The following is a 13,295-nucleotide window of genomic DNA, read 5'->3' on the forward strand; positions in this document are numbered from 1 at the left end:
CCCGGAACCTCGAGATTCCGGGTTCGCTTCGCGCCCCGGAATGACGGGCGCTCTCCTCACGCCTTCTTCAGCACCGACACAAAAAATCCATCCGTGCCCGTCCTTCGCGGCGTCATCAGCCAGCCCTCCGGCGATCGCAGCGCAGCCTTCTCAAAATCCTCCGCTCTGTCCCACAGCACGCTCGCCGTCTCGTTCAATGGCTGAATCGAAAACTCGGGATGACGCGCCACGAAGGCGCGGACTTGTTCGCCGTTTTCGCTTGGCAGCACCGAGCAGGTGACATAGGCGATGCGGCCGCCGGGCTTGACCAGGCGGCTTGCGCGACCAAGCACTTCGGCCTGGTCCTTCAAGCGAACCTCCAGCGCGCCGGGGCGCATCCGCCATTTGGCGTCGGGATTGCGGCGCCAGGTGCCGGTGCCGGTGCAGGGCGCGTCGATCAGGACGAGATCAGCGGATGCCTTGATGTCGGCCAATGGATCACTGTCGCCCTTCGGCGCGCGAATCTCGGCGTTGTGGACGCCGGCGCGCGACAGCCGCTCGTAGATCGGGGCGAGCTGGCGCTTGTCGCGGTCGGTTGCGATCAATCGCCCCTTGCCTTGCATCATCGCGGCCAGCGCCAGCGTCTTGCCGCCGGCGCCGGCGCAGAGATCGATCACCTGCTCGCCGGGCTTTGCTGCCGTGAACAACGCCGCAAGCTGCGAGCCCTCGTCCTGCACTTCGATCGCGCCCTTGATAAAATCCTCTTCCGCATGAATGCCGGGATTGCGAGCGTCGGCGCCGAGTTCGATGCGCAAGCCCATCGGCGACCACGGCGTCGGCGCAGCGCCGAGATAGCCGAGCGAGGCCAGCACTTTTTCGCGCTTGGCTTTGAGCGTATTGACGCGCAGATCGAGCGGGGCGCGGCTCGCCATTGCGGTTGCCTCCGCCACGCGGTCGTCGCCGAACACGGCGGCGAGATGCGCATCCAGCCATTCCGGATAATCGCCGGCGATGTGCGGCGGCGCGTCGTCTAGGGTCCGCGAGGTGAGCGCAGATCGTTCGGCTTCGGTCAGCGGTTCCGGCGCAAACCGTCCGCCGTCGCAAAGCGCCGATATCGCCTCGACATCGAGCTTTCGCTCGAGCTTCAGCATGCCGAGCACGCGCGCCCGCGGCGTATCGGCGTCCATCAGCCAGGCGCTCGATGCCCGCCGCCGCAGCACGTCCCAGATCAGGCCCGAAATCGCCGCGCGATCGCCCGAGCCGGCATAACGATGCGCAGTGCCCCACTCCTTCAGCGCCTTTGCCGCCGGAACGCGTTGCGCGTCGATGGTGTCGATCAGTTCGATGGCGGCGGAAAGGCGGGCAGCGGGAGTCATCGAAGACTTTCTAGATTAGAAGCAGAAGCTTCAGCGCGAAATAGATCCACATCGCAAGCAGCACCAGCGCGCCGGCAAACCACGCCAGGCTGCGCTGCTGGATGTTGTTCGAGGTGACGAAAATGCCGGCATGGGCAAATCGTGTCACCACGAACACCCAGGACATCAGCACGATGAAGAGATCGGCCCGGCGCAGCGGCAGCGCCAGCGCGATCAAGAGGTAGAACAGCAGGGGTACTTCGAACTGATTTGAGAAGCAATTGCCGATCTGGGCGACGCGGGCCGGATATTTCGGCTGGCCTGCCGCGATGTCCTTCAGGCTGGTTTCGCGGGCCTTCACCGCCTTGGTGCGGGCCGTCACCATCCAGAGCAGCAGGAAGAAAGTGAGCCCGATCAAAACGAAGACCGGCAGCAAAACCATTTGAACCGACATGAGAATCTCCCCGAAGCCCGCCTGTGATCCCATAGCAATAACGAGACGCCCCTCACCTGACAAATGCACTCAATTCTGCGTCATACCGCTCAACCCCTCATCCTGAGGAGCCCGCGGAGCGGGCGTCTCGAAGGATGTAGGCCACAGATGGGGCCTCATGGTTCGAGACGCGCTTCGCGCTCCTCACCATGAGGGTCTTATGACGCAGGACGTTTAACCGGGCTCGCTTGAACCACAAGCAGAGCCCAGACGACCAACCAGCGAGAATTCCGATGGTTCTGGTCTCGAACAGGCCTTGGAAAGCAATCCGCGAGCAGGCGATGAACATCACCTCCCCGATCCTGACCGGCGCCGGCCGCGCCGCCGAGCTGCCCGGCGATTCCGTGACCTCCCTGCTCCGGGCCGTCGGATTCAGCGACGGTCCCGACGGCGGCCTTGGCATCGTGATGTCGGCCTTGGCCGGCATCGCCGCGGCGCTGGCGGTCGCGATCATGCTCTCCGTCTATTTCCACGGCGGCCACCGCAGCCGCCACGATCTGTTCAAACACGGGCTTGCCGCTTCCGCGGTGCTGGTCCTGCTCGCTTTCGCGATCTCGGACATCAGGCACGCGGCGCAGGCCTATCTCGGCCTCAATCCGGCAAAGCCCGCGGTGGAATTTGAAATCCGCCTGCCGAAGGCGACGTTGACGAGCGCCGCAGACATCCAGATCGAGCTGCTCACTGACCGGAACCAGAAACTGGCGAAGGTCGAGGGCGCGCTGGCCTCCGCGCCCGACGGCCGCAGCATCTTGCGCGGGACGGTGACGCTGGATTATCGCACCACCGAGCGGATGATGGTGCTGAACCTGCCCGGCCGGGCCCAAAGCACGTTCCGCCTGCGGCTGCCGGCAAGCCCCTCGCATTCGGAGCAGTTCGGGCCGTGGCATCTGGCCGACGGCATCGTCCCCGCCAATGGCGACACGGTGACATCAGAGATTCATGACGCCTTCGCTATACGATACCGCGTGCTGTGACGCCCATTGAGATATGAGGATGGCGGAACGCTGGACACATTTGCTTTGACGCCAACAACCAGCGCTCTACTGTATCCCTGACGGTCGCCGAGAAAGAGCGGCCGCCGGAGGACAACAACTTTGCGATTTCGCGATCAGGACATTGTTTTCGCTGGCGGCGCCAAGGGACAGAATATCGATATTCTCACCGCCAATCCGGTCAATTACTTCCACGTCATCAGCAATGCAGCCGAGCTGCCGAGACTTGTGGTCGACGGCAAGCTGTTCCTGCCGGCCTCGGATACTCGCAAACGAAACGGAAAGCTTCCGCTGGTGATGGTGGTGCCCGGCAGCCTCGGCGTTGCCCCCTCGCACCTGACGCATGCCGAAACGGTGGTCCGTGACGGCTTTGCGGCGTTTGTCCTCGATAGTTTCGGCGCGCGCGGCGTGACCTCGACGGTTGCCAACCAGACCCAGTTCTCCTTTGCCGCCAGCGCCTATGACGTGCTCGCGGCCTGGCAGGTGCTGTCAGCCCATCCGGAGATCGACGCATCCCGGATCGGCGCGCAGGGCCACAGCCGCGGCGGCTCGGCCGTGCTGACGGCAGCGACGCGCCGCTTCGCCGATGCGGTGGTCGGCGCCGGCGCCGGCTTTCGAAGCGTGCTCGCCGCCTATCCCTGGAGCGGTCATCAGTTCCTCGATCCGTCCGTCGACGAAACCGAAATCCGCGTCATCATGGGCGATGCCGATGAATGGTGCTCGCCGATGCAGGTGCAGGGCCATTGCCAGGCCATCCGCCTCTCCGGCGGCAAGGCGACGATGCGGCTGATCGGCGGTGCACAGCACAGTTTTGACCGCGGCACCGGAATCGAGAACGTCGCTGAAGCGTCCGTCTCCCCCGCCGCGCCGACGGCCTATATCGCCAATGACGGCGCCTTCATCCATCCGCTTCAGGGCGTCGCGGAGAGCAAGCTCACCGACCGCGACCTGATGATCTATGCGCTGAAGGCCGGCTATGGCCGCAAGGGCGCGACGATTGGAAGCCGCGACGGCGATGCTGAGCTGTTTCGGGAGGACATGCTGGCGTTTTGGCGACGGACGTTGGGGTGACGTCTGAGATCCACCACATAAAAAGTCGTCATCACCCGCGAAAGCGGGTGATCCAGTATTCCAGCGACGCTGATGATCGAATCGAGAAGCCGCCGCGTACTGGGTACCCCGCCTTCGCGGGGTACGACGATTGAGGGTGGGCGATAAAATCCCGTCATCGTTCTGACTCCAGACGCGGCGATAATCCGTCCAAAAGGAATACTGCATGTCCGAATTTCGCCTGACGCAAATTTCCGACACCCACCTCGCGCGCCGACTGCACGAACTCACCGACAATTTTCATCGCGTCAGCGAATATATCGATGCGACGCGGCCGGACCTCGTCGTCAACACTGGCGATCTGGCGTTCGATGCGCCGTCCAGCCGGGACGACCTGATATTTGCCAGGGAATTGCACAACGCGCTGCCGGTGCCGTGCAGGTACTTGCCGGGCAATCACGACGTCGGCGACAACCCGACGGAAGTCGCCCCTGCGCCGAAGGATCTGGCGACAGAGAACGAACGGTAGAACTATCTTTCCGTGATCGGCGAAGACCGCTGGCGCTTCGATGCGGCCGGCTGGTGCTTCATCGGATTGAACTCGCTGATCATGAATACCGGGATCGAGAGCGAGGCGGAGCAGTTCGGCTGGCTGGCTTCAGAACTGGGGCGTGTGAACGGCAAGCCGGTCGCGCTGTTCCTGCACAAGCCGCTGTTTTTGAACGCACCTGATGACCCCGAGACATCAGACACGGCGATCCGCTATGTGCCGCAGCCTCGGCGCAGAAATTTGATCGAAATGTTTTCGAAGGTCGATCTGCGGCTGGTCGCCTCAGGCCACGTCCATCAGCGTCGCGACTTCACCTATCGTAACACGCGCCACGTCTGGGCGCCGTCGACAGGCTTCATCCTTCCCGAACGAATTCAGCCGGTCATCGGCATCAAGGAAGTCGGGCTGGTAGAGTATCGTTTCCAGCCCGACGCCCTTGAAGTCCGGTACGTCAAGGCGCCCGGACAAACCGATGTTGATCTGGATTCACTGATTGGCAGGAAACCCTAGACCTCAGTACTCCCGCTCAATGAAGTAGGAACCATCATCCCAGGGCTGTGACGCAAATGCGCCCACGCGTGGAGCCGGGTGAAACCGGTTACCATAATAGTAGCCTGGGGGCGTGGTGGTCCTGACGCCATAGCCACCTGTGACGTAAGCTGAGTTCGGATAGCTATAGCCCATCACACCGGGTTCCTGATAGACCACTTGAGCCATCGCAGGAGTGGCCAGCATCGTGGCGGCAACCATGCCGAGCGATAGTTTCTTGAAGATCGTCATTTGGCTTCTCCATTAGATGTCAGAGGCCAACGACAGTTTCGAAGGGACGTTCCGCCACCTCAAGTAGGCGTGAGTTTCTTGGTTGAGGGTTCCCCGGAAACCCGGGGCGCGCCGGTTTCAAATCTTGTCCGGCCCGACGCGCACCAACTGCTTGCCGAAATTGGCGCCCTTCAGAAGTCCCATGAACGCTTCAGGCGCGCTCTCAAGGCCTTCGGTGACGAACTCCTTGTGCTTGACCTTGCCCTCGCGCACCCACCCCGACATGTCGCGCAGGAAGTCGCCGTGGCGCGCAGCGAAATCGCTGACGATGAAACCGCGGATGGTCAGGCGCTTGGTCAACACCGCGCGCATCAGCGACGGCGCCCATTTCGGCGCCACCGCCTGCGTGTCATTGTAGTGCGCGATCAGGCCACAGACCGGAATGCGCGCAAACGCATTGAGCAGCGGGAATACCGCTTCGAATACGGCGCCGCCGACGTTCTCGAAATAGACGTCGATGCCTTTTGGGCAGGCATCCTTCAACTTGGCCGCGAGATCAGGGTCGCGGTGATCTAGGCAATCGTCGAAGCCGAGTTCATTCTTGACGTAAGCGCATTTGTCCTTGCCGCCGGCGATGCCGACCGCGCGGGCGCTCTTGATCTTCGCGATCTGGCCGACCGCCGAGCCGACCGCGCCGGAAGCGGCCGCGACAACGACGGTCTCGCCCGCCTGCGGCTTGCCGATGTCGAGCAGGCCCGTATACGCCGTCATGCCGGGCATGCCGAGCACGCCGACTGCAGTCGAGATCGGCGCGATTTTCGGATCTATTTTTGCAAGGCCCTTGCCGTCGGAGACCGCATGCGTCTGCCAGCCGGCGCGCGACAGCACGATGTCGCCCTTGGCGAAGCCGGGATTGTTCGAGGCGATCACCTCGCTGACGGTGCCTGCTTCCATCACGCCGCCGATCGGCACCGGCTGCGCATAGGACGGCCCGTCACTCATGCGCCCGCGCATGTAGGGATCGAGCGACAGCCAGATGGTGCGAAGGAGCACCTCGCCAGCACCCGGCGTCGGGATAGGGCAATCCTCGAGGCGGAAGTCAGAGGGTTTTGGTTCGCCGACGGGGCGCGAGGCGAGAACGATGCGTTTGGCTGATGCGGACATGGATGTTCCTCCGGTCCCTGCTTGTTGCTTTTCATCGTTGGGAGCGTAGCGAAGGACTGAGGTAATCGGAAGCCGTCATTCCGGGATGGTGCGTAAGCACCAGACCCGGAATCTCGAGATTCCGGGTTCGCTTCGCGCCCCGGAATGACTGACGGAAACTACGCCCCGCCCGGATAATTCGGGCTCTCCCGCGTAATCGTCACGTCGTGGACGTGGCTTTCGCGCAGGCCCGCGCCGGTGATGCGGACGAACTGTGCCTTTTCGTGGAATTCGGCGAGGTTGCGTGCGCCGACATAGCCCATCGCGGCGCGCAGGCCGCCGGCGAGCTGATGCATGACATTGGCGACCGGGCCTTTGTAGGGCACCTGGCCCTCGATACCCTCGGGCACCAGTTTCAGCGTGTCCTTGATGTCCTGCTGGAAATAGCGGTCGGCCGAGCCGCGCGCCATCGCGCCGACCGACCCCATGCCGCGATAGGCCTTGTAGGAGCGGCCCTGCCACAGAAACACTTCGCCGGGCGTTTCGTCGGTGCCGGCGAGCAGCGAGCCGACCATGGCGATGTCGGCGCCGGCAGCCAGCGCTTTGGCCAGATCGCCGGAATATTTGATGCCGCCATCGGCAATCACTGAAACGTTGGCCTTCTTCGCCGCTTCCACCGCATCCATGATCGCGGTGAGCTGCGGCACGCCGACGCCTGCGACGATGCGCGTCGTGCAGATCGAGCCCGGGCCAATGCCGACCTTGATCGCGTCAGCGCCCGCGTCGATCAGCGCCTGCGCGCCCTCTTTCGTTGCGATGTTGCCGGCAATCACCTGCACCGCGTTGGAAAGCCGCTTGATGCGATTGACCGCGTCGAGCACCCGCGAGGAATGGCCGTGTGCGGTGTCGACCACGATCAGGTCGACGCCGGCATCGATCAGCCGCTCGGTGCGCTCAAAGCCACCCTCGCCGACCGTGGTCGCGGCAGCCACGCGCAGGCGGCCATGCTCGTCCTTGCAGGCGAGCGGATGCGCAACTGCCTTTTCCATGTCCTTGACGGTGATCAGCCCGACGCAGCGGTACTGGTCGTCGACAACGAGCAATTTCTCGATGCGGTGCGTGTGCAGCATCCGCTTCGCTTCGTCCTGGCTGACGTCTTCGCGAACCGTGACGAGGTTCTCATGCGTCATCAGCTCCGAGACTTTTTGTTTGGGATTGGTCGCAAAGCGGACGTCGCGGTTGGTGAGAATGCCGATCAGCTTGCCAGGCGAATTCTTGCCGGCGCCGGTGACGACGGGAATGCCGGAAAAGCCGTGGTCCTTCATCAGCGCCAGCGCGTCCGACAGCATCGCGTCGGGACCAATGGTCAGCGGATTGACCACCATTCCGGATTCATACTTCTTGACCTGCCGCACCTGGGCGGCCTGCCCCTCCGGATCGAAGTTGCGGTGGATGACGCCGATGCCGCCGGATTGCGCCATCGCGATCGCCATGCGCGCTTCGGTGACCGTGTCCATTGCCGAGGCGATAATCGGAATGTTCAGCGGAATCGCGCGGGTCACGTAGGAGCGGATATCAGCCTCCGAGGGCAAGATATCCGAGAGACCAGGCTTCAGAAGCACATCGTCGAACGTGAAGGCTTCACGGATACCCTGAAGTCCCTGCGCCATTGCCAACTCCTTTCGGCGGCTCGCCGCCGCGATCAGTTCTATGGATGAACGCCGCCTTCGGCGATGCTACCGGCATCGCCGTCGAATCGAAGCCCATCGGTGGGGTTGACGGTGGTCGATAGCATGGCGGCACGCCGAATCAAAGCGTTTGACGGCTATGCACAGACTTTTCCGGAAACGCCGCAATCCCAAGGGCTTAGGGCAAGAGTTTACGGGAGGGCCTTACGGCCGATAGCCCGGCGGCGGCCCGTGCTGGCGGATCGCCTCCACCACCTCGCGGTGCCGGCGGTCCTCCCGCTTCATGTGAACCGCGATCAGCGCATGCGCCGACGGCACCAAGAGCAGGACGTGGAAGATCAGCCCGAAAACCAGGCAAAACACGATCAGGACCAGGTTGAAGATCGCCGAAAACGGCTGCCCGTTCAGGAGCAGCCCGAGCGGCGGCAACAGCGCGGCGAGAACGTAGATCATCGTGACCTCCAGCGGCTGGCGCGGTGCATACCAGCGTCACGCAGGATTTAGGTGGTTTGCCCGGTTTCGCAATGGCTTGTGTGACGGCGGGATGATACAGCGCCCCCGCCTGCCTTTCTCTCCAGTCCCCCGATCCCGATGGACAAGCAACGCCTGATCCCGCTGATCGTCGCCACCGCGCTGTTCATGGAGAACATGGACTCGACGGTGATTGCGACCTCGCTGCCGGCGATCGCGGCTGACATCGGCACCAGCCCGCTGACGCTGAAGCTGGCGATTACGTCCTATTTGCTCTCGCTTGCGGTGTTCATTCCGGCGAGCGGCTGGACCGCCGATCGTTTCGGTGCGCGCATGGTGTTCTCGATCGCCATCGGGGTATTCATGATCGGGTCGATCGGGTGCGCGCTGTCGCAGAACATCACCCATTTCGTCATTGCCCGCATTCTGCAGGGCATGGGCGGCGCGATGATGACGCCGGTCGGGCGGCTGGTGCTGTTGCGCTCGATCGACAAGAGCGCGCTGGTCAATGCGATGACCTGGGTAACAGTGCCGGCTCTGGTCGGGCCGGTGATCGGCCCGCCGCTCGGCGGCTTCATCACCACCTACTTCTCCTGGCACTGGATCTTTCTGATCAACATTCCGATCGGGCTGCTCGGCATCTTCATGGCGATGAAGTACATCGACCCGATCAAGAGCGAGGATCCCGAGCGCTTCGATCTCTACGGGCTGGTGCTGGCCGGGATTGGGCTAGCCGGCATCGCCTTCGGCCTCTCGGTCGCGGGTCTCAATCTGTTGCCCTGGCCGATTATCGCGGGCCTCGTCGCGGTTGGCACCATCTCGATGACGCTCTATGTCATGCACGCGAAACGAACCGGCTCGCCGGTGCTGGATTTCTCGCTGCTGCGGCTGTCCACCATGCGCGCCAGCATTATCGGCGGCTTCCTGTTCCGGCTCGGCATCGGCGCGCTGCCGTTCCTGCTGCCGCTGTTGATGCAGGAAGGTTTTGGGTTGACGCCGTTCCAGTCCGGCCTGGTGACGTTTGCCTCGGCCGTCGGCGCCATGGGGATGAAGACACTGGCCGCACGCATCATCCGCGCCTTCGGCTTCCGCTACATGATGACGGTCAACGCCGTCATCAGCGCGGGCTTTCTCGCGGCCTGCGCATTGTTCACGGTGACGACGCCGCTGTTGCTGATTTTCATCATCCTGGTGGTCGGCGGCTTCTTCCGCTCGCTGCAGTTCACCGCGATCAACACCGTCGCCTATGCCGAGGTCGAGCCGGCGCAGATGAGCCGAGCCACCACGCTCGTCAGCGTCAACCAGCAATTGACGATTTCGGCTGGCGTCGCCGTCGGCGCATTCTCGGTGGAATCGACCATGCTGTACCAGCATGTCACAGAGCTGAGTGCCGGCGTATTCCCGCCCGCCTTCCTCGTGGTTGCGATCATCTCGGCGGCGTCGGCATACTTCTTCTGGCAGATGCCTGACGACGCCGGCCACGAGATTTCAGGGCGCAAGGTCGTCGAGATTTCCAGCCGCAAGGGTGCGGAAAAAGCAGCGACCAAGAAGGCCGCCAGTGAAGGCACCGAGGACGCGCGTGATCAGCGGCTGGGGTAACTCGCGGCGCATTTTCACGCCCGAATGCCGGATTTTCCCGTTTCTGTGCCGCACCGAACATCCTGCACCCGTCGAGCCGTTGCGGCCCGGCAATCCGGGTCAACGACCTCTCAATGACCCCTTGGCCGATGGCCGGTCGCTCCCCGCGTCGGAGTGCGCTGCCGCACTTCGTCCGCGTGGGCAGGCAGGGACGCTTCGGCGCCAAGCGGCGGCGCTTTCATGTCTTCCGTCAGGAAGATGCGATCGATTCTACGGCGCATGAGTTGGTAGCACTCGCATGTCGCCGCTTCGAGCCGCTTCCTGTCAATCTCAATCGAGCTGCGCCGATTGGATCGGATTCCACCGGAGTCGCGCAGCTTGCATACGACATGCGTCACCGTCGGGCGGCGCACACCGAGCAGTTCCGAAAGCGTCTGTTGCGTCAGCGGCAGGATGTCGCCGTCGGCACGATCGTGGAGTTGCAGCAACCATCTTGCCAGGCGGGCCGTTACCGAGTGCAGCGCATTGCAGGCTGCGACGTGCTGGAATTGGGCCAATAGCGCCCTGGTGTGAATTTGAACCGCTCCCCTCAAGGCGCTGCTGCGTTCAAGCGCCGCCTGAAATTGTGCCGGCGAAATCTGCAGCGCGGTCCCTACCACCCGCACCACCGCCGTCATCGGAGAGCGGGAGGGCCCCAGCGTCGACAGAACGCTCACGGCTCCCTCGTTGCCGACGACGGCGGTCGCGACCGTTTGTCCGCTCGGCATATCCATGACGAAGGCGATCAGGCCGGTAAGGGGGAAATAAATCCGTTCTATGGGATCGCCCGACCGCACCAGCACGGCGTCCCGTTCGAGGGTGACCAGTCGGAAATGACGCACAAGCAGATCGAGATCTGCCGGTGGCAACGCAGCTAACAATCGATTACCAACTCTGGTCCTCTGCTCCATCACGGGAATACTCCTTCCCAGACGGAGGCGCGGCTCGCTTGCAGAAAATTCCCGGCGGCGTTCGGGCTGCATGCGACAAACAGACCGCGCCTGAGTACTGAAGTACAAATACTGGGTACTGAAATACGCCGCTACGGGAGAAAGTTCCAAGGATTCGACACGTGATCCGGCCCGGGACTGCAACCGTTGGAGACGCTGTCCAGTCCTCGCGCCGTCCCGGTTGCGCTAGTTGCGGTGCCCTCGAAATCCCATCGCCAGCACGTAGCGCTCCGAGGAGTCCTGCCGGCTTGAGGCCGGCTTGACGTGACGCACGCTGGAAAAGTCGCGCTTCAATTGGGCGACGAGCTCGGCATCGGCGCCGCTTTGAAAGACCTTTGCCAGGAACGTCCCGCCGGGATTGAGCACCTCGGCGGCAAAGGCCGCGGCCGTCTCGACGAGGCCGATGATGCGGAGCTGATCGGTCTTGCGGTGGCCGGTGGTGTTGGCCGCCATGTCGGACATCACGACATCGGCGCGCCCGCCCATCATTGCGATCAGCTTTTCGGGTGCGTCCTCGGCCAGAAAGTCGAGCTGCGCGAAATCGACGCCGGGAATTTCCGGCATTTCCAGCAGATCGATCGCGACCACTTTACCCTTGCCATTGATCGCGCCGACACGCTTGGCCGCGATCTGGCTCCAGCCGCCGGGGGCGGCGCCAAGATCGACCACGGCGTTGCCGGGCTTGAGAAACCGATACTTGTCGTCGATTTCGATCAACTTGTAGGCCGCCCGCGAGCGATAGCCCTCCCGCTTGGCCTTCGCCACATAGGGATCGTTGAGCTGCCGCTCCAGCCAGAGCTTTGACGACAGCTTGCGCTTGCCCGCGCTCTTGACCGTGACGTGCAGCCGTCCGGTGGTGTCTTTCGCCATATCGATACTTGTCTTGAAAATGCCAGCCCGGACCCGGAGCCTGGAATCAGTAGCACGGAAGTGGATGCGCATTGAAGCGAGTATGATGAGCCGCCGGACCCACCATCTAACGCCAGCCCCGTTTGCCATGGAACAACACGACGCACCGAGCTGCCGGGTCACCCCGTTCGAGGTAATGCAGCCGCACGCCATCGCAGTCGATGAAACTGCCGATCGACGGGTTCTTCCGCTCGGCCGTGACCTGAGAAAACTATAATCCCAATCGGCAGAACAAGCGGACACCTAAGATGCTTCGGCAGTGGACATTCGCTGAGCCTCGTGCCGTGCCTAGCGATCCGAAATGCGGCGGGTGAAGAGCCAGTCTGCGGCATAACCACGACATGTTGCCGACGTTCCTAAGCAGTCGTTGCGAACTAAGCGAGGTGTGCGGAAAAGATCGGAAGGCTTGGAACGGTCGCACAGCGATTGCGTTGCTCGGGTCGGAGCTGGGGGAGTCATTAACCTGCAATCAGCGGAGAACTAAGATGGCAAACCCACGCCAAGAGGAAAAGTCTACCCAAGGCATGGAAGACGCCGCCCGCCGCGCCGGCGAGAGGACTGCCGAACAGACCAGCCGCTTTGGACAAGCTACAGCCGAGCAGACGACGCGGATCGGTCATGCTGCGGCTGAAGCCGGCGAGGAAGTGGTCCGGGCAGGTGCTACCCTATTCCAGCAAAACGCCGAGACGTTACAGAGCACCTGGCGCTTCGGCCTGGATATGGCGACGACCATGATGGGGCGGTCCACGGAGCAACTTGGTCGTTCGCTCGGCCTGTCAGGAGAGGGAGTGCAACAGGCAACCGAACGATCGGCCCGCAACGCGCAAACCATCCTATATACCGGCACAACGGCTGCCAAAGTGATGGGCGGCATTTCGCAGGAATACCTGCAGTTAGTTCGGCATCAAGTCGAGACGAACATGGACCGCATGAATGAATTGTGGGCCTGCCGAACTCCTCAGGAGGTTGCAGCCGTTCAGACGGACCTGGTCCGTGAGACCGTGGGTTCTGTTTTGGAAAGCAGCCGGCGGATCGCCGATATGTCGCTCAAATTGGCCGACGATGCCGGAAAGCAGATTAAGCAGAATATGGAAGAGGTACGGCGCGCCGCCTAGATTTACTGCGTAAGCCCCTCATGGTGAGGAGCGCGAAGCGCGTCTCGAACCATGAGGCCCCATCTGTGGCCTACATCCTTCGAGACGCCCGCTCTGCGGGCTCCTCAGGATGAGGGTTTGAAACAGCAATGACGCTGTAGAAATAGCGCGGCCTTCCGGCTCAGCTTTGAGGGAAGAGCGGCTGGCTTTCAGCCGCTCTTCCAGTTTGCGGGGATAGCCAGGGA

General features: G+C 62.7%; 12 protein-coding genes and 1 pseudogene. 5 read left to right on the forward strand and 8 right to left on the reverse strand.

Annotated features, from left to right (window positions below):
• Positions 1 to 56: 56 nt before the first annotated feature.
• Positions 57 to 1,355 carry an RsmB/NOP family class I SAM-dependent RNA methyltransferase gene (locus YUO_RS0106870; protein ID WP_028346598.1) on the reverse strand — a complete coding sequence of 433 codons (1,299 nt, stop codon included), beginning with the start codon at positions 1,353 to 1,355 and terminating at the stop codon, positions 57 to 59.
• A gap of 10 nt (positions 1,356 to 1,365) precedes the next feature.
• Complete coding sequence (locus YUO_RS0106875; RefSeq protein WP_028346599.1) at positions 1,366 to 1,788, reverse strand: MAPEG family protein; 423 nt, start codon at positions 1,786 to 1,788, stop codon at positions 1,366 to 1,368.
• Between the two features lie 320 nt (positions 1,789 to 2,108).
• Here YUO_RS0106875 and YUO_RS0106880 point away from each other — a divergent pair, with 320 nt between their 5' ends.
• The 3 genes and pseudogenes from YUO_RS0106880 (at position 2,109) to YUO_RS40015 (ending at position 4,929) form a co-directional block, all read left to right on the forward strand.
• Positions 2,109 to 2,801 (forward strand): acriflavin resistance protein, encoded by a 693-nt coding sequence (locus YUO_RS0106880; RefSeq protein ID WP_156908502.1) that lies wholly within the window; start codon positions 2,109 to 2,111, stop codon positions 2,799 to 2,801.
• 120 nt (positions 2,802 to 2,921) lie between these two features.
• Positions 2,922 to 3,890, forward strand: coding sequence for a dienelactone hydrolase family protein (locus YUO_RS43645; RefSeq protein ID WP_028346601.1), 969 nt, complete (start codon positions 2,922 to 2,924; stop codon positions 3,888 to 3,890).
• A 205-nt stretch (positions 3,891 to 4,095) separates the two neighbouring features.
• Positions 4,096 to 4,929, forward strand: a pseudogene (locus YUO_RS40015) (metallophosphoesterase family protein).
• 3 nt (positions 4,930 to 4,932) lie between these two features.
• Here the strand turns inward: YUO_RS40015 and YUO_RS40020 are convergent.
• The 4 genes from YUO_RS40020 to YUO_RS0106915 all read right to left on the reverse strand — a co-directional run bounded on the left by YUO_RS40020 (position 4,933) and on the right by YUO_RS0106915 (position 8,462).
• Entirely contained in the window at positions 4,933 to 5,199 is a 267-nt protein-coding gene (locus YUO_RS40020) for a hypothetical protein (protein ID WP_035725961.1), read from the reverse strand.
• A 117-nt stretch (positions 5,200 to 5,316) separates the two neighbouring features.
• Positions 5,317 to 6,342: an NADP-dependent oxidoreductase gene (locus YUO_RS0106900; RefSeq protein ID WP_028346602.1), complete on the reverse strand. Its 1,026-nt coding sequence runs from the start codon at positions 6,340 to 6,342 to the stop codon at positions 5,317 to 5,319.
• A gap of 158 nt (positions 6,343 to 6,500) precedes the next feature.
• Positions 6,501 to 7,991 carry an IMP dehydrogenase gene (gene guaB / locus YUO_RS0106905; protein WP_028346603.1) on the reverse strand — a complete coding sequence of 497 codons (1,491 nt, stop codon included), beginning with the start codon at positions 7,989 to 7,991 and terminating at the stop codon, positions 6,501 to 6,503.
• Positions 7,992 to 8,213: 222 nt separating this feature from the next.
• Positions 8,214 to 8,462, reverse strand: coding sequence for a hypothetical protein (locus YUO_RS0106915; protein ID WP_028346604.1), 249 nt, complete (start codon positions 8,460 to 8,462; stop codon positions 8,214 to 8,216).
• 138 nt (positions 8,463 to 8,600) lie between these two features.
• Between YUO_RS0106915 and YUO_RS0106920 the strand changes: the two genes are divergently transcribed.
• Complete coding sequence (locus YUO_RS0106920) at positions 8,601 to 10,079, forward strand: DHA2 family efflux MFS transporter permease subunit (protein WP_028346605.1); 1,479 nt, start codon at positions 8,601 to 8,603, stop codon at positions 10,077 to 10,079.
• Between the two features lie 110 nt (positions 10,080 to 10,189).
• Here the strand turns inward: YUO_RS0106920 and YUO_RS40025 are convergent, their stop codons facing one another.
• Both YUO_RS40025 and YUO_RS0106930 read right to left on the reverse strand, forming a co-directional pair.
• Positions 10,190 to 11,158, reverse strand: coding sequence for a Crp/Fnr family transcriptional regulator (locus YUO_RS40025; RefSeq protein ID WP_347335912.1), 969 nt, complete (start codon positions 11,156 to 11,158; stop codon positions 10,190 to 10,192).
• A 75-nt stretch (positions 11,159 to 11,233) separates the two neighbouring features.
• Positions 11,234 to 11,917 (reverse strand): RlmE family RNA methyltransferase, encoded by a 684-nt coding sequence (locus YUO_RS0106930; protein WP_028346606.1) that lies wholly within the window; start codon positions 11,915 to 11,917, stop codon positions 11,234 to 11,236.
• A gap of 524 nt (positions 11,918 to 12,441) precedes the next feature.
• On the opposite strand from YUO_RS0106930, the gene phaP reads away from it, so the two are divergent.
• A complete protein-coding gene (phaP, locus tag YUO_RS0106935) occupies positions 12,442 to 13,071 on the forward strand; it encodes a phasin family protein (protein ID WP_028346607.1) in 630 nt (209 codons plus the stop codon).
• Positions 13,072 to 13,295 lie beyond the last annotated feature (224 nt).

The sequence above is a fragment of the Bradyrhizobium murdochi genome (genome assembly GCF_000472965.1).
Taxonomy (GTDB): Bacteria; Pseudomonadota; Alphaproteobacteria; order Rhizobiales; family Xanthobacteraceae; genus Bradyrhizobium; species Bradyrhizobium murdochi.

Excerpts from the sequence above, each read along its gene's own strand:
- YUO_RS0106870 (WP_028346598.1), bottom strand. The coding sequence starts at position 1,355 with ATGACTCCCGCTGCCCGCCTTTCCGCCGCCATCGAACTGATCGACACC.
- YUO_RS0106875 (WP_028346599.1), bottom strand. The coding sequence starts at position 1,788 with ATGTCGGTTCAAATGGTTTTGCTGCCGGTCTTCGTTTTGATCGGGCTC.
- YUO_RS0106880 (WP_156908502.1), top strand. The coding sequence starts at position 2,109 with ATGAACATCACCTCCCCGATCCTGACCGGCGCCGGCCGCGCCGCCGAG.
- YUO_RS40020 (WP_035725961.1), bottom strand. The coding sequence starts at position 5,199 with ATGACGATCTTCAAGAAACTATCGCTCGGCATGGTTGCCGCCACGATG.
- YUO_RS0106900 (WP_028346602.1), bottom strand. The coding sequence starts at position 6,342 with ATGTCCGCATCAGCCAAACGCATCGTTCTCGCCTCGCGCCCCGTCGGC.
- guaB (WP_028346603.1), bottom strand. The coding sequence starts at position 7,991 with ATGGCGCAGGGACTTCAGGGTATCCGTGAAGCCTTCACGTTCGACGAT.
- YUO_RS0106915 (WP_028346604.1), bottom strand. The coding sequence starts at position 8,462 with ATGATCTACGTTCTCGCCGCGCTGTTGCCGCCGCTCGGGCTGCTCCTG.
- YUO_RS0106920 (WP_028346605.1), top strand. The coding sequence starts at position 8,601 with ATGGACAAGCAACGCCTGATCCCGCTGATCGTCGCCACCGCGCTGTTC.
- YUO_RS0106930 (WP_028346606.1), bottom strand. The coding sequence starts at position 11,917 with ATGGCGAAAGACACCACCGGACGGCTGCACGTCACGGTCAAGAGCGCG.
- phaP (WP_028346607.1), top strand. The coding sequence starts at position 12,442 with ATGGCAAACCCACGCCAAGAGGAAAAGTCTACCCAAGGCATGGAAGAC.